General features: G+C 64.1%; 19 protein-coding genes and 1 tRNA gene. 19 read left to right on the top strand and 1 reads right to left on the bottom strand.

From position 1 onward, the window contains the following. Positions 1–26: 26 nt before the first annotated feature. From ACQY4G_RS14150 to ACQY4G_RS14125, 6 genes are all read left to right on the top strand, one after another. Positions 27–102, top strand: a tRNA-Ala gene (locus ACQY4G_RS14150). Positions 103–422: 320 nt separating this feature from the next. Beyond that, positions 423–1919 carry a signal recognition particle protein gene (ffh, locus tag ACQY4G_RS14145; RefSeq protein ID WP_421991809.1) on the top strand — a complete coding sequence of 499 codons (1497 nt, stop codon included), beginning with the start codon at positions 423–425 and terminating at the stop codon, positions 1917–1919. 34 nt (positions 1920–1953) lie between these two features. Next, positions 1954–2412 (top strand): 30S ribosomal protein S16, encoded by a 459-nt coding sequence (rpsP, locus tag ACQY4G_RS14140; protein WP_421991807.1) that lies wholly within the window; start codon positions 1954–1956, stop codon positions 2410–2412. Positions 2413–2420: 8 nt separating this feature from the next. Beyond that, on the top strand, positions 2421–2909 hold the full coding sequence (gene rimM, locus ACQY4G_RS14135; RefSeq protein ID WP_421991805.1) for a ribosome maturation factor RimM: 489 nt from the start codon (positions 2421–2423) through the stop codon (positions 2907–2909). 7 nt (positions 2910–2916) lie between these two features. Further along, the gene (locus ACQY4G_RS14130) at positions 2917–3474 is read left to right on the top strand and encodes a glycine-rich domain-containing protein (RefSeq protein WP_421991803.1); all 558 of its coding nucleotides are present in this window, start codon (positions 2917–2919) and stop codon (positions 3472–3474) included. Continuing rightward, positions 3471–4307: a TIGR04222 domain-containing membrane protein gene (locus ACQY4G_RS14125; RefSeq protein ID WP_421991801.1), complete on the top strand. Its 837-nt coding sequence runs from the start codon at positions 3471–3473 to the stop codon at positions 4305–4307. Before ACQY4G_RS14130 ends, ACQY4G_RS14125 begins: the two co-directional genes overlap by 4 nt. Here ACQY4G_RS14125 and ACQY4G_RS14120 read toward each other — a convergent pair. Beyond that, positions 4304–5224, bottom strand: coding sequence for an NAD(P)/FAD-dependent oxidoreductase (locus ACQY4G_RS14120; protein WP_421991799.1), 921 nt, complete (start codon positions 5222–5224; stop codon positions 4304–4306). The genes ACQY4G_RS14125 and ACQY4G_RS14120 overlap by 4 nt on opposite strands. 79 nt (positions 5225–5303) lie before the next feature. Between ACQY4G_RS14120 and ACQY4G_RS14115 the strand changes: the two genes are divergently transcribed. The 13 genes from ACQY4G_RS14115 (at position 5304) to ACQY4G_RS14055 (ending at position 15279) form a co-directional block, all read left to right on the top strand. After that, entirely contained in the window at positions 5304–5636 is a 333-nt protein-coding gene (locus ACQY4G_RS14115; protein WP_421991797.1) for an ArsR/SmtB family transcription factor, read from the top strand. Next, on the top strand, positions 5633–6124 hold the full coding sequence (locus ACQY4G_RS14110; protein ID WP_421991795.1) for an SRPBCC family protein: 492 nt from the start codon (positions 5633–5635) through the stop codon (positions 6122–6124). The genes ACQY4G_RS14115 and ACQY4G_RS14110 overlap by 4 nt, the downstream gene beginning before the upstream one ends. 56 nt (positions 6125–6180) lie before the next feature. Further along, positions 6181–7143, top strand: coding sequence for a carbon-nitrogen hydrolase family protein (locus ACQY4G_RS14105; RefSeq protein ID WP_421991793.1), 963 nt, complete (start codon positions 6181–6183; stop codon positions 7141–7143). Further along, complete coding sequence (locus ACQY4G_RS14100) at positions 7133–7432, top strand: hypothetical protein (protein WP_421991791.1); 300 nt, start codon at positions 7133–7135, stop codon at positions 7430–7432. The genes ACQY4G_RS14105 and ACQY4G_RS14100 overlap by 11 nt, the downstream gene beginning before the upstream one ends. 48 nt (positions 7433–7480) lie before the next feature. Beyond that, the gene (trmD, locus tag ACQY4G_RS14095; RefSeq protein WP_421991789.1) at positions 7481–8329 is read left to right on the top strand and encodes a tRNA (guanosine(37)-N1)-methyltransferase TrmD; all 849 of its coding nucleotides are present in this window, start codon (positions 7481–7483) and stop codon (positions 8327–8329) included. Positions 8330–8341: 12 nt separating this feature from the next. Next, complete coding sequence (gene rplS, locus ACQY4G_RS14090; RefSeq protein ID WP_067689727.1) at positions 8342–8710, top strand: 50S ribosomal protein L19; 369 nt, start codon at positions 8342–8344, stop codon at positions 8708–8710. Between the two features lie 258 nt (positions 8711–8968). Then, positions 8969–11230 (top strand): DPP IV N-terminal domain-containing protein, encoded by a 2262-nt coding sequence (locus ACQY4G_RS14085; RefSeq protein ID WP_421991787.1) that lies wholly within the window; start codon positions 8969–8971, stop codon positions 11228–11230. A gap of 86 nt (positions 11231–11316) precedes the next feature. Next, positions 11317–12342, top strand: a complete 1026-nt coding sequence (locus ACQY4G_RS14080; RefSeq protein WP_421991785.1) for an aspartate-semialdehyde dehydrogenase — start codon at positions 11317–11319, stop codon at positions 12340–12342. Further along, the gene (locus ACQY4G_RS14075; protein ID WP_421991783.1) at positions 12339–12884 is read left to right on the top strand and encodes a hypothetical protein; all 546 of its coding nucleotides are present in this window, start codon (positions 12339–12341) and stop codon (positions 12882–12884) included. Before ACQY4G_RS14080 ends, ACQY4G_RS14075 begins: the two co-directional genes overlap by 4 nt. A gap of 25 nt (positions 12885–12909) precedes the next feature. Further along, entirely contained in the window at positions 12910–13557 is a 648-nt protein-coding gene (locus ACQY4G_RS14070) for a 2-hydroxychromene-2-carboxylate isomerase (protein WP_421991781.1), read from the top strand. Further along, the gene (locus ACQY4G_RS14065; protein WP_421991779.1) at positions 13554–14003 is read left to right on the top strand and encodes a GFA family protein; all 450 of its coding nucleotides are present in this window, start codon (positions 13554–13556) and stop codon (positions 14001–14003) included. Before ACQY4G_RS14070 ends, ACQY4G_RS14065 begins: the two co-directional genes overlap by 4 nt. Then, entirely contained in the window at positions 14000–14764 is a 765-nt protein-coding gene (locus tag ACQY4G_RS14060) for an alpha/beta fold hydrolase (RefSeq protein ID WP_421991777.1), read from the top strand. Before ACQY4G_RS14065 ends, ACQY4G_RS14060 begins: the two co-directional genes overlap by 4 nt. Beyond that, positions 14761–15279: a hypothetical protein gene (locus ACQY4G_RS14055; protein ID WP_421991775.1), complete on the top strand. Its 519-nt coding sequence runs from the start codon at positions 14761–14763 to the stop codon at positions 15277–15279. Before ACQY4G_RS14060 ends, ACQY4G_RS14055 begins: the two co-directional genes overlap by 4 nt. Positions 15280–15305: the final 26 nt, after the last annotated feature.

Raw genomic sequence — 15305 nt, 5'->3', positions numbered from 1 at the left:
CCAGGACGCGTCGCAGGAAATGGCTCGGGGCCTTAGCTCAGCTGGGAGAGCGCTACAATGGCATTGTAGAGGTCAGCGGTTCGATCCCGCTAGGCTCCACCATTCCACCGCTTTGAGGCCCAGGTCGGGCTGCAAATGGCGGATCGGTGCGCTTCCGGTGCTCACGGACTTTTGGTCCGCTGCGCGCCGGTTCTCGCGATCCCCCGTTTTCGCTCCAACCTGAACCTCAAATCGGCGAAATGGCCCGTTTTGGGTTTGATGGTAGCAGGTCGTGGCGACGGCTGCGGCTTGCTTCCACCACACCCGGGCATGAGTTTGGGTTTCATCGGGGAATTCCCCACGCTGGCCGACGAGTTCTCGTCCGCCGGCGTTTTTCGCGTTTAATCGGGCCGGTCATGGTTCGATAAGGAGTTTAGGCAGTCATGTTCGACAATCTGTCCGACCGCCTCGGTAATGTCTTCGACCGCCTGAAAGGGCGTGGCGCGCTGTCGGAAAACGACGTGCGCGAGGCGATGCGCGAAATTCGCATCGCGCTGCTCGAAGCCGATGTCGCGCTGCCCGTCGTGCGCCGCTTCATCGATGCGGTCACCGAGAAGGCGATCGGTTCGGAAGTCCTCAAGTCGGTCACGCCCGGCCAGCAGGTCGTCAAGATCGTCGACGACGAACTCACCTCCATGCTGGGCGGGGGCGAGGATGCCGATCCTGCCGACCGCGAACTGAACTTCGCCGCCAAGCCCCCGGTGGTCATCATGATGGTCGGCCTGCAGGGCTCGGGTAAGACGACGACCACTGCCAAGCTCGGCAAGCTGATCAAGGAAAAGCACGGCAAGAAGGCCATGATGGCCTCGCTCGACGTCAATCGTCCGGCCGCGCAGGAACAGCTCAAGGTGCTCGGCGAGCAAGTCGAGGTCGCGACGCTGCCGATCATCGAAGGCCAGCAGCCGGTCGACATTGCCCGCCGCGCGATGGAAAGCGCCAAGCTGCAGGCCGCCGACGTGCTGCTGCTCGACACAGCGGGCCGCCTCCATGTCGACGAAGCGCTGATGGCCGAGATGAAGGCGATCGCCAGCGTCTCCGCGCCGACCGAAGTGCTGCTGGTGGTCGACAGCCTGACCGGTCAGGACGCGGTCAACGTCGCGCAGAGCTTCACCGGCGAAGTGCCGCTGACCGGCGTGGTTCTGACCCGCATGGACGGCGATGCGCGCGGCGGTGCGGCGCTCTCGATGCGCTATGTAACCGGCAAGCCGATCAAGTTTGCCGGCACGGGCGAGAAACTCGACGCGATCGAGGCTTTCGATCCCAAGCGCGTGGCCGGCCGAATCCTGGGCATGGGCGATGTCGTGTCGCTGGTCGAAAAGGCCGCCGAAACCATCAAGCAGGACGAGGCGGAAGCGCTCGCCAAGAAGATGGCGAAGGGCGAATTCGACCTCGAAGACCTGCGCATGCAATTGAAGCAGATGCAGAACATGGGCGGACTTGGCATGCTGGCAGGCATGCTTCCGGGCATGAAGAAGGCCAAGCAGGCCATGGCGGCCTCGAACATGGACGACAAGGTGCTCGTCCACATGGATGCGATCATCGGTTCGATGACGCCCAAGGAGCGCAAGCAGCCCAAACTGCTCAACGCCAAGCGCAAGAAGCGCGTGGCCGCCGGTTCGGGCACGCAGGTGCAGGACGTCAACAAGGTGCTGAAGATGCACCAGGAAATGTCCCGCGCGATGAAGCAGATCAAGAAAATGGGCGGGCTTAAGGGCCTCGGCGCGCTGTTCGGCGGCGGAGGCATGGGGGCTGCGATGCCCGGCCTCGGCGGTCCCGGCGGCGCAGCGGGCGGCCTTCCCGGAATGGGCGGCGGCAAGGGCCCCGGCGTGGACCCCAGCACGCTCCCGCCTGACCTTCAGGACCTCCTTAAGAAGAAATAAGTTTCAGACGTTTACATTCGAAAGGTAATATCAAATGGCAGTTGCAATCCGTCTTTCCCGTGGTGGTGCCAAGAAGCGCCCCTACTACCGCATCGTCGTTGCCGACTCGCGCGCTGCGCGCGACGGCAAGTATCTCGAGCAGATCGGCACCTACAACCCGATGCTGCCGAAGGATTCGGGCGAGCGCGTGAAGCTCAACGAAGACCGCGCGCGTCACTGGCTGTCGGTCGGCGCAACGCCGTCGGATCGCGTCCACCGCTTCCTCGATGCCGCCGGCATCCTGGAGCGCGCGCCGAAGAACAACCCGAAGAAGGGCGAGCCGGGTGAAGCCGCCAAGGAACGCGCCGAGGAGAAGGCCGCCAAGATCGCTGAAGCCGAGGAAGCCAAGAAGGCTGCCGAGGAAGAAGCCAAGGCTCCGGCCGAAGAAGCTGCTGCTGAAGAGGCTCCGGCTGAAGAAGCCGCCGAAACCGCTTCGGAAGACAAGGCCGAGTAATCGCGCCCATGTCGGACAAACCCGTCACGCTGGCTGCCGTCACCGGCGCGCATGGCGTGACGGGCGAGGTTCGGCTGAAGCTGTTCGGCGAGGGCGTCGACGCGCTCAAGCCGCACAAGAGCTTCAACGAGGGTGCGCTGACCCTCGCCAAGATCCGCAGCGACAACAAGGGCGGTGCCATCGCGCGCTTTGCCGAGGTGACCGATCGCACCGCGGCCGAGCGATTGCGCGGCACCGCCCTTTCCGTTTCGCGCGAAGCCTTGCCCGCGCTGGACGAGGGCGAGTTCTACTTCTCCGACCTGATCGATCTCGCGGTGGTCACCGATGCCGGCGAGGCGGTGGGCCGCGTCTGCGCGGTCGAGAATTACGGTGCGACCGACATCGTCGAAATCGAGAAGCCCGACGGCAGGAAATTCATGGTCCCGCTGACCAGGAAGGCAGTGCCCGGCTGGACGACGAGCGAGTTGACCATTTCGGAGCATTTCTGGGATAGGTAAGCGCGCAATGTGCGCCGCCTCCACAGACCTCTGGCAACGCCTCGCCGCTTACGAGATCGGTCCGGCCGATGCTGCGCTTGGCTTCACCCAGAGGCTGGCGCGCGAGAACCGCTGGAGCGCCGATTATACAACCCGCGTCGTTCGCGAGTACAAGCGCTTCTGCTACCTTGCCAAGACCGCCGGCCACGAGGTTACGCCTTCGGATTCGGTCGACCAGGCTTGGCACTTGCACCTGACCTACAGCCGCGATTACTGGCAGCGTTTCTGTCCCGAGGTGCTCGAAGCGGAACTGCATCATGGCCCGACTGCGGGCGGGCAACTCGAGCGTACGCGCTATTACGATCAGTACGCCGCCACGCTGAGGAGCTACGAAGAGGCTTTCGGCGAGGCGCCACCGTCCGACATCTGGCCCGATGCGAACCGCCGCTTTAACATCGACCCGCAGTCTTTTCGCGTTAACCCCCGCGATGTATTCGTGGTCCCGAGGTGGCGGTTTATGCTACCGCTTGGGCTGGGCGCACTGCTGGTTGCGGGCGTCCTACTGATGGAGGTATTCAGCGGATGATCGAAGGCTTCTCGACCTATTCCGGCGGCGAGTTTCTCGTATTCTACGCCCTGCTGGTGATCGGTGCGATCATCGCGGGTGTGTGGTTGCCGGGCTTCCTGCGCGCGGATGGCGAGAATCGCCGGGTCGATGACCGCTACGATATGGCCTATCTAGCCGGTGGTGCCCGCCGGGTAACCGAGACCGTGCTTGCACAGCTGCTCGGAACAGGCTCGCTTGAGGCTGCGGGCGGCAACAAGGTTCGTGTCGCACACCAGCAGGGCGGCGAGAATGCGCTGGAGAACGATCTGCTGCGCAAGGTGACCGATTTCGGCCTCACAGAGGCACAGAGAACCGTCGGTACCCATATCGACGAAATCCAGGAGCGGCTGGCGCGCACTCGCTTGCTGCTCGATCAGAGCGAGCGTCTGCAGCTGCGGATCGTTTCGGTATTGCCATATCTCGCTGTGCTCGCAGTGGGCTGGTATCGCCGTTCTGCCGGGATCGCCGAGGGCGAGCCGGTCGGCTACCTCACCGGCCTGATGATCCTTGCCGCGATCTTGGGTTCTATCCGCTTCATCAAACTCGATCCGCGGACCCGCGGCGGGCTTGCCGCCGTGGCAGAGGGCAAGGCGATCAGTTCGCGCCTGAAATCCGCGCCGACGGGACCCGAACTGGGCTTCGGCGTGGCGTTGTTCGGTACTGCTATTCTTGCGGGCACACCCTTCTCGCAGCTCCACGCCATGCGGCAGGCGGCTTCGGGCGATGGTGGCGGCTATTCCAGCGATGGCGGCGATAGCTCGAGCAGCGACGGTGGTGGCTGCGGCGGTGGGTGCGGCGGCTGCGGGGGCTAACGCCGCAACGGTCGCTTATTGGCCAGATGGTTGCGGATCTTGGTGGCGGCCACGCCTGCCTGGCCCATCGCATGGCTGATCTGGTCGAGCCCGAGCACGACGTCGCCCGCGGCGAACAGGCCGGGGACGCTGGTTTGGAGATGGTCGTCGACGATGATGCAGTCCTTCTCGCTCACCTTGGCGCCGCATTTTACGGCCAGTCCCGAGCGCACCACCGACCCCAGCGCGGGATAGACGCTGTCGAACGCCAGGCGTCCCTCGGCAGTGTCGAGCGCAATCTGCCCGCTCTCGAATGCATAGCCGCCGCAGGGCCCTGCCACGCGGGCAATTCCCGCGTCGTCGAGCACAGTCGAGCATTCTTCCGACAAATCGTGATCGCCGCCGGGTGAGACCAGCGTCAGGTTCTTCGTATAGGCGCGGATGAATTGCGCCTCTGCCGTGCCGTGCTCGCCCGTGCCGATGACCGCCACGCGCTTGTCGGTTACCTCGTAGCCGTCGCAGATCGGGCAATAGCGGATCAGCCCTCGGCTTACCGCCTCGTCGTGAAGCTGGTCCTCGATACCCTCGGGCCGGTTGTTGACCACGCCGGTGGCCAGAAGGACCGAACGGGCCCGATATTCCTCCTTGGCGCAGCAGACCGTGAAAGACTCGCCGTCGCGCCTCAGGTCCGTAACGCGTTTGGGCTCGCGCAGAGCGCCGTATTTCGCCGCCTGTTCGCGCATGCGTTCGAGCAGTTCGTTGCCGTTGATGCCATCGGGAAACCCCGCGTGGTTGTGGCTCTTCGGGATCCAGCTTGCCCGGCTGGTCCCGCAATCGAACAGGCGAATGTCGAGGTGGTAGCGCGCAAGGTAGATCGCGGCGGTCAGTCCGGCAGGGCCAGCGCCCACGATGATGCAATCGTCGATGTCCTCGCTCATGAAACAGCCAACGCGCCGACCCTCGCTACGGTCCCGGCGCGAACTTTACATAACGTGAATGTTATATAACATAGACATTATGAATGATTCGCTTGATCGCGCTTTTGCCGCGCTTGCCGACCCCACCCGGCGGGCCATCCTCGCCCGCTTGGGCGAGGGGGCTGCCAGTGTGGCGGAACTTGCGGAGCCTTTCGATCTCAGCCAGCCGGCCATCTCCCGCCACCTCAAGGTGCTCGAAGATGCCGGGCTCATCGCGGCAGGACGCAAGGGGCAGCGACGACCTCGTGCCTTGCGGCCCGAAGGCCTCGAAGCGCCCCAGCGTTGCATCGAAGAGCTCGCAGCCTACTGGCCCGACCGTTTCGACCGCCTCGACGAGTATCTCCAAGCCGCTACCAAGGACTCCGGACAATGAGCGACCTGCCCGTTTTCACCATCACGCGCCTCTTTGCGGTCGATCGCGACACAATGTACGATGCATGGGCCGACCCTCGCAAAATGGTCCAGTGGTCGGGGCCGAAAGGATCGACCGTCGAGATCCTGTCGGGCGAGGTCAGCGAAGGCCACACCGTCCACTCGAAGACTATCTCGCCGGACATGCCGCCGATGTTTACGTTAGCGAAATGGATTACGCTGTCGCGGCCGGAACGTGTCGTGTGGGAGCAGAGCTTTGCCGATGAGCACGGCAAGAAGACCGTTCCCGAGTTCTTCGATGCCTGGCCCGAAACCCTCCTTACCGAGGTCGATTTCACCGAAGAAGAGGGGGGAACCCGCGTGACGCTGAGCTGGACGCCAATCGAGGCAACTCCGGAAGCATTGACCGAATTCGAGAAACAGATGGCCGGGATGAAGGGCGGCTGGGGCGGTAGCTTCGACGAACTCGAGGCGTTCCTCGCTGGATGAGTGAAGCGTCGGGGCCTATGGCCTTGCGGGAAGCTGCACGCTAACCCTGCCCGATAATGACCAAGCTTCCCGTCGCCATCGTGCAGGCCGCTCCCATTCCGCTCGCCATCGGCGACGGGATCGACAAGGCGGTTCGTTTGGCACGCGAAGCGGTGGAGGGCGGGGCAAAGCTCGTCGCGTTCGGCGAGACCTTCCTCGGCGGCTACCCATTGTGGCTCGACGAGGCACCGAGCGCGGCCTTGTGGGACCACCCCGGCACCAAGGCGCTGCACCGCATCCTGCTCGAACAGGCGGTGGTCGCGGACGATGAGCGGCTGCTGCCCTTGCAGGAACTCGCCGACGAAAGCGGCGTGGTCATCAGCATCGGCGCGCATGAGCGGGTGCGGCGCAGCCTCTGCAACAACCAGATGACCTTCCGGCCCGGCCTGCCGGTGCTCGACCACCGCAAGCTGGTGCCCACGCATGGCGAGCGGCTCGTCTGGATGCGCGGCGACGGCTCAACGCTGGGCGTTCACCAGGCCGAATGGGGCAAGGTCGGCTCGCTGATCTGCTGGGAGCACTGGATGCCGCTCGCCCGCGCGGCGATGCACAACCTCGGCGAGAGCGTGCACGTCGCCGCCTGGCCCACCGTGCGTGAGGAATACGCGCTCGCCTCGCGGCACTATGCGATGGAGGGCCGCTGCTTCGTTCTGGCGGCAGGACTAGTGCAGGCGAAGAACGACCTCTTCGACGGGCTGGAGCGGGCCGGAGGGGGCGACAACGCTGCCGCGCGCGAACTGCTGGAAGCCATCGAAGCGGAAACCCTCAATCGCGGCGGCTCGCTCATTATCGCCCCCGACGCGCGCATCCTCGCTGAGGCGGGCGAGGGCGAGGAAACGCTGTTCGCAGAGCTCGATCTTACCGAGATAGACGAAGGCTTGGCATTGCTCGACACCGACGGTCATTACTCCAGGCCTGACGTATTCGAGCTGCGTGTCGATACGCGGGCCAAGGATGGGGTGGAGTGGAATGATCGATAATGCAGTATTCCTGATCGCGGCCTATGGCGCGATGACCGCGGGGCTCAGCGCCACGGTCGCGAAGGTTTCGCCGAGCATCGGCCCAAAGCTGCGTCACCTGTTCTCGGGCGCGGCCCCGCTTGCCGCGGTGCTCGCTGCGCGTCTCGACGGCGCGGACAGCGTGACCTTGCAGGGGATGGACCTGTTAGCCGCGGGCGGATTGGTCGTTTTCGGCGTTATCACCTCGAGTGTGGTCGGGAAATTCGTTCCTACACAGCAGGCCGGAGAGAGGCGCCTGACTTCGCGCTGATCGCGCCGGGATGGAATTGCGCTCGCCGACCCGCTAAGGGCGCGGCCGATGACCTTCGCCGCGACGATCCTAACTCTCTATCCCGAGATGTTTCCCGGGCCGCTTGGCGTTTCGCTTGCAGGCAGGGCGCTCGAGCGGGGAGACTGGTCGTGCGAAACGGTCCAGATCCGCGATTTCGCCAAGGACAAGCACCGCACGGTCGACGATACGCCGGCTGGCGGCGGTGCGGGCATGGTGCTCAAGCCCGATGTGCTGGGTGCTGCGATCGATAGCATCCTCCCCGGAACGGGGAGGGGGACCAGCGAAGCTGGTGGAGGGGCACTATCGCCTGATCAGAACGGTTCCGAGCAGCCGACCGTGCCCCTCCACCATCCTGCGGATGGTCCCCCTCCCCCGGTGGGGGAGGCTATTCCCATCCTCGCGATGACACCGCGCGGGAAACCGATCACGCAGGCGCGTATCCGCGAAATCGCGCAGGGGCCCGGTGTCGCCATTCTGTGCGGCCGGTTCGAGGGCTTCGACGAGCGGATTTTCGAGGCCTATCCGCAGATCGAGCAGGTTAGCCTGGCCGACATCGTCCTGTCTGGCGGAGAGCCCGCCGCGCTTGCGATTCTCGACGCTTGCATTCGCCTGCTTCCCGGAGTAATGGGCGCGCCCGATAGCGGAGTCGAAGAGAGCTACGAAAATGGCCTCATCGAATATCCGCAATATACCCGACCTGCCGAATGGGAAGGGCGCACGATCCCTGAAGTGCTGCGATCGGGGGATCATGCGAAGATCGCTGCTTGGCGCAAGGCAAGGAGCGAGGAAGACACACGGTTACGCAGGCCGGACCTTTGGGAGCGTTACAGTGACGCTCGGGACCAGTCTGCCTCTGGCGCGCGGCGAAAAGACTAAGGATATGGTTCGATGAACCTCATTCAGCAGCTCGAAGCAGAAGCTATCGAGAACCTCGGGAAGGACGTTCCCGAATTCCGCGCCGGTGACACCGTGCGCGTCGGCGTCCGCGTTGTCGAAGGCAGCCGCGAACGCGTCCAGAATTTCGAAGGCGTCGTCATTGCCCGCTCGAACCGCGGCATGGGCAGCAACTTCACCGTGCGCAAAATCTCCTTCGGTGAAGGCGTGGAACGCGTGTTCCCGCTCTACTCGCCGATCGTCGACAGCATCACCGTGGTCCGCCGCGGCGTGGTGCGTCGTGCCAAGCTCTACTACCTGCGCGGCCGCACCGGTAAGCGCGCCCGCATCGCCGAGCGCCGCGAGAACGCGCCCAAGGCGTAAGCTAGACCCGTTTTCTCATCACGAGAAAATGAAGGGCGGCCTCCCGATCGGGATGCCGCCCTTTTTCGTGGGCATCGCATGTGAAGACCGCAATCGGTGTCGCCCGCTGCCCCGCTCAGTCGCTGCTTATCAAGCCACGGAAAGGCGCGTGGATAGGTTGACGGGATTCCCGAAACGTGCGCGCAATGCGAATCTGCCCAAAGCGACCATGCAGCGGCTTGCACGCTCCCGCCCATTTCTCCATCACCCACCACATCGATGAAGGAGAGATCGTTGCGCCACCTGACTTTCGCGACCGCACTGGCCCTCGGCACATGCCTTGCCGCCCCGCTTGCCGCCCAAGACCCCACGCAGGAAACGGAGAACGCGCCAATGGAGCTGACTTTCGAGCGCGTGTTCGCCTCGCCCGACCTTACCGGGCCTGCCCCGCGCAAGGTCAAGCTGTCGCCCGACGGTCGCTATCTCACCTTGCTGCGCAATCGCGAGGACGACCGCGAGCGGTACGATCTGTGGGCCTACGACCGCGAGGCGAGCGAGTGGACGATGCTCGTCGACAGCGAGGCGCTGGGTACGGGCCGGGAATTGTCGGAGGACGAAAAGATGCAGCGCGAACGCGCGCGCGTCGGCAGCCTGAAGGGTATCATCGATTACCAGTGGACCGAGGATGGCAGCGGCGTGCTCGTCCCGCTCGACGGCGATCTCTACCTCGCGCGATTGGGCGGCGAGGTCCTGCGCCTCACCGATACCGAGGAGAGCGAACTCAACCCGGCCCTCAGCAGCAAGGGCGGGTATGTTTCCTTCGTGCGGGACCGCCAGCTGTGGGTCGGCGAAGTCGGTGGCGAGGCACAGCCGATCACGCCGAAGGAGGGCGAGGCGATCCGTTGGGGCGAGGCCGAATTCGTAGCCCAAGAGGAAATGGCACGGCTTACAGGATACTGGTGGGGTCCGAACGACCAGCGCATTGCCGTTCAGCGTTTCGACGAGAGCATGGTCGGCATCGTCACCCGCGCCGCGATCGGCGCGACCGGCACGAAGGTCTTCGACCAGCGCTATCCGGTCGCGGGCAGCGCCAACGCGGTGGTCGAGCTCTTTGTGATGGACCCCGATGGCGAGAACCGCGTGAAGGTCGATCTCGGCGAGGAGACCGATATCTACCTCGCCCGCGTCGACTGGGCGCCCGATGGCAGCGCGCTCTATGTCCAGCGCCAGAACCGCGAGCAGACCGTGCTCGACATGCTCAGGGTCGATCCTGTCACCGGCGAGAGCGAGGTGCTGTTCACCGAACGCGCGGCGATGGACGATTACTGGATCAACCTCGGCGACGACTACAAATGGCTCGACGATGGCAGCCTGATCTGGTGGTCGGAGCGCGATGGCTTCGGCCACCTTTATCGCTATGCCGAGGGCAATTGGACCCAGCTGACCAGTGGCGAGTGGGTGGTGACCAAGCTGGTCGGCATCGACCAGCAGGCGGGCCGGGTGTTCTTCCAGGGGACTAAGGACGATGTGCTGGCGCAGCAGGTCTATTCGCTCGACCTGGCCGATCCGGGTACGATCACGCGGCTGACCGATACCGACTTCGCCAATAGCGCGACGATGGATGCGAAGGGCCAGACACTCGTCGTCACCCGCTCCAACGACGATACGCCGCCGCACAGCTATATCGCCGACCAGCAGGGCAATCGTCTGGCTTGGATCGAGGAAAACGCGCTCGATGCGGACCATCCTTACGCGCCGTTCCTCGCCAGCCACCGGCCTACGCAATACGGGACGATCCCTGCCGAGGACGGCACGCCGCTCTATTGGGAGATGGTCACGCCCGAGATGGAGCCGGGCAAGCGCTACCCGGTCTATTACTACCACTACAGCGGGCCGGGGCCGCAGGTCGTCAATAAGGGCTGGAACGGCGCGCTGCGGCAGGCGATCGTCGACAAGGGTTATATCTGGTTCGCGCTCGACAATCGCGGCAGCGCCAATCGCGGCGTCGCCTTCGAGCAACCGCTCTACCGCGCCATGGGCGGGGTCGAGGTGCGCGACCAGAAAACGGGGGCCGAGTTCCTCAAGACGCTCGACTTCGTCGATCCCGACAAGATCGCGATCGATGGCTGGTCCTATGGCGGGTATATCACCCTGAAGCAGCTGCAGGCCGATCCGGGCCTTTACGCCGCCGGGATCAGCGGTGCGCCGGTAACCAAGTGGGAACTCTACGACACCCATTACACCGAGCGTTACATGGGCACGCCGCAAGAGGATGCAGAGGCGTATGACGAGGCCTCCGCCATTCCGGATGCCGCCAAGATCTCAGATCCGCTGCTGATCATTCACGGCATGGCCGACGACAATGTGGTGTTCGAAAATGCGACCGAAGTGATCTCGGCGATGCAGGAGGCCAATGTGCCGTTCGAGATGATGCTCTATCCCGGATATACGCACCGCGTCTCGGGCGAGCAGATTTCTCCGCATCGCTACAACACGGTTTTCCGCTTTCTCGAGGCCCACGACGTAACGCCGCCCGAATAGCGCTTTAGGCCGCGCAATCGAATGTGCGCTTGCGGGGGCGGGGGTAATCGCTATCTCGGCCGCGCACGCAAAGTGGAGATGGTGAATTGGGTTATCGTGTTGCCGTTGTCGGCGCGACCGGGAATGTCGGTCGTGAAATGATGCAGGTGCTCGCCGAGCGCGGGTTTCCCTGCGACGAGGTGGCGGCGGTTGCCAGCAGCCGTTCGCATGGCACCGAGGTCGAATTCGGCGACACCGGCAAGATGCTCAAATGCAGGAACATCGAGCATTTCGACTGGTCGGGCTGGGATATTGCGCTGTTCGCAGCGGGCAGCGGGCCGGCGAAGGAGTATGCGCCCAAGGCCGCGGCCGCCGGCTGCGTGGTGATCGACAACAGCTCGCTCTATCGCATGGACCCCGACGTGCCGCTGATCGTGCCCGAGGTGAACCCGGATGCGATCCACGATTATGCCAAGCGCAACATCATCGCCAATCCCAACTGTTCGACCGCGCAATTGGTCGTCGCACTCGCGCCATTGCACAAGGCGGCAACCATCAAGCGCGTGGTGGTTTCGACCTACCAGTCGGTCTCCGGCGCAGGAAAGGCGGGCATGGACGAGCTGTTTCAGCAGAGCCGCGCGATCTTCGTCGGCGACCCGATCGAGCCGGTGAAGTTCACCAAGCAGATCGCCTTCAATGTCATCCCGCATATCGACGTCTTCATGGATGACGGTTCGACCAAGGAAGAGTGGAAGATGGTGGTCGAGACGAAGAAGATCCTCGACCCCAAGATCAAGCTCAATGCGACTTGCGTGCGTGTGCCGGTCTTCGTCGGCCATTCCGAAGCGGCGAATATCGAGTTCGAGAACGAGCTGTCGGCCGAGCAGGCGCAGGAAATCCTGCGCGAGGCGCCCGGCATCATGCTGATCGACAAGCGCGAGGACGAGGGATACGTCACCCCGGTCGAAAGCGCGGGCGACAGCGCGACCTATATCAGCCGCGTGCGCGACGACCCGACGGTCGACAATGGCATTGCCCTGTGGTGCGTCAGCGACAACTTGCGCAAGGGCGCGGCGCTCAACGCGGTGCAGATCGCGGAACTGCTCGGGCGCGAGTGCCTTAAGAAGGGATGATCCGACAAAGCCTTCTCGTCGTCCTCCCGCTGGCTCTTGCCGCCTGCGGCGAAGCTCGGACCGAACCCGAGCCGATCGAAACATCGGCCGATACGGTGGAGGAGGCAAAGGTGTTGGTCGATGCCAATGGCCTGGGGCCGGCAGGCGCGGCGCCCTTCCGTTTCGGTGCGGCGCGCGCGGATGTCGACGCGGCCATAAGCGAAGCGCTCGCCATCGCGCCGGGAAAATCGCGCAACGAGGAATGCGGTGCGGGTCCGATGGATTTCAGCCAGTTCGGCCCGCTTCAGATCGCCTATATGGATGGCGAACTTCGCGGCTGGTTCCTGCGCGAAGGCGAGGGCGTGGCGACCTCCGACGGCGTGCAACCCGGTACGACCACGTTCGAAGGGCTCAAGCTTGAAAAGCGGGTGCGCGAACTCGACACCACGCTGGAGGGCGAATTCGAGTATACGACCGCCGATTACGGGACGATCACCGGCTTTGCGGAAGATGGCGAGAGTGTGACGGCGCTGCAGGCCGGGATAAGCTGCTTCTTCCGCTAAGGCGCTGCGTGCGTATAAGGGCCGCATGACCCTGACCGCAGACCTCTACTTCAGCTTTCGCTCGCCCTACAGCTTCCTTTCGGTCGGGCGCTACCGCGCGCTGGCCGAAGAGTACGATGTCGATATCGCGCTGAGGCCCGTCTACCCGCTCGCGATCCGCCAGCCCGATTTTTTCGAGCGCAACCATCCCAATTGGATGGCCTATACGATCCGCGACATGATGCGGGTGGCGCAGTTCCACGGCATCGCATTCGGCCCGCCGCGCCCCGACCCGATCGTTCAGGACCCGAACACCCGGGCGATCGCCGACGAGCAGCCCTATATCCGCCGGGTCACGAGGATGGGTCAGGCTGCTGCACGGCGCGGCAAGGGCCTCGTCTTCGCGCATGAGGCGGGCAAGCTCCTCTGGGGTGGGCAGGAGAACTGGCACGAGGGCGACCATCTTGCGGGCGCATTGACTACCGCCGGGCTCGATGCGGCGGAAGTCGTAGCCGAGGTCGAGGCGCAGGGGGAGGAACTCGACGCCGAGATCGCGGCCAACCAGGATGCACTCGAAGGCGCCGGGCATTGGGGCGTGCCCACGCTGGTTTTCGAGGGGGAGCCCTTCTTCGGCCAGGATCGGATCGAGATGGCGCATTGGCGAATGGAGCAAAACGGGCTCGCCAGGCGATGAAAGGCGCGCTGACCGGCGGCTGCCTGTGCGGCGCCGTGCGCTATACTTTGCACGAGGGCTTTCGCCTCAAGCCCTATGCCTGCCACTGCACCGACTGCCAGAGCCGCACCGGTACGGCCTTCAGCGAGCATATGCTCTTTGCACTCGCCGATCTCGAAATCTCGGGCGAACTCGACACCGGCGAGTACAATCAGCCCAGCGGAGCCCATTCGCGCATCCTGGGCTGTGCGACATGCAAGGCGCGAATCTATGCGGTGAACGACGCTCGCGAGGGCTTCGCCAGCCTGCGCTGCGGCACGCTCGACGACAGCGCGTCGCTGGTTCCCGCGGCGCATCTGTGGGTGAAGAGCAAACAGCCGTGGATCGGTCTGCCCGCGGATGCGAAGGTCATGGACGGACAGCCGCAAACCACCGAGGAGTGGATCGAATTCGTGGGGATGGCATGAGCGGACCGGTGACCGAAGAATTCGAGAGTTTCGACGGGACGAAACTCGCCGTCCATCGGCACGGCGAAGGGCGAACGCTCGTCTTGCTGCATGGTCTATTCTCCAGCGCGCAGATGAACTGGATCAAGTGGGGCCACCACGAAGCGATCGCGGCGCAGGGCTTCGAGGTACTGATGCTCGACTTTCGCGTGCATGGCGAGAGCGAGGCTCCGCACGAGCCTGAGAGATATCCCACCAATGTCCTGGTACGCGATGTGGCAGCGCTGGTGGATCACTACGGGCTCGACGAATACGATCTCGGCGGCTTTTCGCTCGGCGCGCGCACTTCGCTTCATGCGACCGCGCATGGCGTGCTCGAGCCACGGCGGCTGATCGTGGGCGGGATGGGAACTGCAGGGCTGGGCGAATGGCATCGCCGTGCGGCCAAGTTCCGGCGCGTGATCGACGAGTTCGATGCGATCCCGCGTGGCGATCCGGACTATTTCTCGATGCAGTTCCTCAAGTCGCAGGGAGTCGATCGGGTTGCCGCGCGGCTGCTGCTCGACACCATGCCCGATCTTGACCTCGCATTGCTCGATGCGATCACCATGCCCACCCTGGTGGTCTGCGGCGATGAGGACCGCGACAATGGCTCGGCCGAGGGGCTCGCGGACCTGCTGCCGAACGCCGATTTCGTCGAGGTCCCCGGCACGCATATGGGCAGCGTGACCAAGCCCGATCTGGGGCAGGCCATCGCACGTTGGCTTGGGGGGCAGACATGAGAGAACCGAAACCGAACCTGCGCTGGTGGCTGTGGGGCCTGCTGGCATTCGTGATCGTCATTGCGCTGAGCATGGCGGTTACGCATCCCGAAAGCGTGACGCTGGGCATAGCCGAACACCAGGCGGCGGGCAGCGCGGCGCGGGTGGACGAAATACAGGACCAGTGGCGCGAAGGGGGAGTACGCACGCTCGCCATTATTGCGATGCTCGGCGATCTGGTTTTCATCGGCATGTACGGCTGGGGCAGCTGGCTGGCCGGCCGCAGCTTCATGGCGATGCGGGGTTCGGCAAGGATGCTCGGCATATTGATCGCCATTTCGGCGATCATCTTTCTCGTCACCGACTATACCGAAACCATTCTCCAGGTGGTCCAGCTTCTCAGCGAACAGGGTTCGGACTGGATGGCAGCGGTCGCTGCCACGGTCCGCCCGGTGAAGATTCTCGCCTGGATTGCGACCTTCGGCGGGGTGCTGATGGCGCTCGCCATTCGTCGATTTGGCGCGCCTGCCGCTTGATTAAGCGTCTCGGCAGGTGCAATCCG

This window comes from Qipengyuania sp. (assembly GCF_965277845.1).
In the GTDB taxonomy this organism is placed as follows: Bacteria; Pseudomonadota; Alphaproteobacteria; order Sphingomonadales; family Sphingomonadaceae; genus Qipengyuania.
The sequence above is the reverse complement of the archived record's forward strand: the minus strand, read 5'-3'. Positions and strand labels throughout refer to the sequence as shown.

Coding starts and splice junctions, on each gene's coding strand:
- ffh (WP_421991809.1), top strand. CDS start 423: ATGTTCGACAATCTGTCCGACCGCCTCGGTAATGTCTTCGACCGCCTG.
- rpsP (WP_421991807.1), top strand. CDS start 1,954: ATGGCAGTTGCAATCCGTCTTTCCCGTGGTGGTGCCAAGAAGCGCCCC.
- rimM (WP_421991805.1), top strand. CDS start 2,421: ATGTCGGACAAACCCGTCACGCTGGCTGCCGTCACCGGCGCGCATGGC.
- ACQY4G_RS14130 (WP_421991803.1), top strand. CDS start 2,917: ATGTGCGCCGCCTCCACAGACCTCTGGCAACGCCTCGCCGCTTACGAG.
- ACQY4G_RS14125 (WP_421991801.1), top strand. CDS start 3,471: ATGATCGAAGGCTTCTCGACCTATTCCGGCGGCGAGTTTCTCGTATTC.
- ACQY4G_RS14120 (WP_421991799.1), bottom strand. CDS start 5,224: ATGAGCGAGGACATCGACGATTGCATCATCGTGGGCGCTGGCCCTGCC.
- ACQY4G_RS14115 (WP_421991797.1), top strand. CDS start 5,304: ATGAATGATTCGCTTGATCGCGCTTTTGCCGCGCTTGCCGACCCCACC.
- ACQY4G_RS14110 (WP_421991795.1), top strand. CDS start 5,633: ATGAGCGACCTGCCCGTTTTCACCATCACGCGCCTCTTTGCGGTCGAT.
- ACQY4G_RS14105 (WP_421991793.1), top strand. CDS start 6,181: ATGACCAAGCTTCCCGTCGCCATCGTGCAGGCCGCTCCCATTCCGCTC.
- ACQY4G_RS14100 (WP_421991791.1), top strand. CDS start 7,133: ATGATCGATAATGCAGTATTCCTGATCGCGGCCTATGGCGCGATGACC.
- trmD (WP_421991789.1), top strand. CDS start 7,481: ATGACCTTCGCCGCGACGATCCTAACTCTCTATCCCGAGATGTTTCCC.
- rplS (WP_067689727.1), top strand. CDS start 8,342: ATGAACCTCATTCAGCAGCTCGAAGCAGAAGCTATCGAGAACCTCGGG.
- ACQY4G_RS14085 (WP_421991787.1), top strand. CDS start 8,969: ATGAAGGAGAGATCGTTGCGCCACCTGACTTTCGCGACCGCACTGGCC.
- ACQY4G_RS14075 (WP_421991783.1), top strand. CDS start 12,339: ATGATCCGACAAAGCCTTCTCGTCGTCCTCCCGCTGGCTCTTGCCGCC.
- ACQY4G_RS14070 (WP_421991781.1), top strand. CDS start 12,910: ATGACCCTGACCGCAGACCTCTACTTCAGCTTTCGCTCGCCCTACAGC.
- ACQY4G_RS14065 (WP_421991779.1), top strand. CDS start 13,554: ATGAAAGGCGCGCTGACCGGCGGCTGCCTGTGCGGCGCCGTGCGCTAT.
- ACQY4G_RS14060 (WP_421991777.1), top strand. CDS start 14,000: ATGAGCGGACCGGTGACCGAAGAATTCGAGAGTTTCGACGGGACGAAA.
- ACQY4G_RS14055 (WP_421991775.1), top strand. CDS start 14,761: ATGAGAGAACCGAAACCGAACCTGCGCTGGTGGCTGTGGGGCCTGCTG.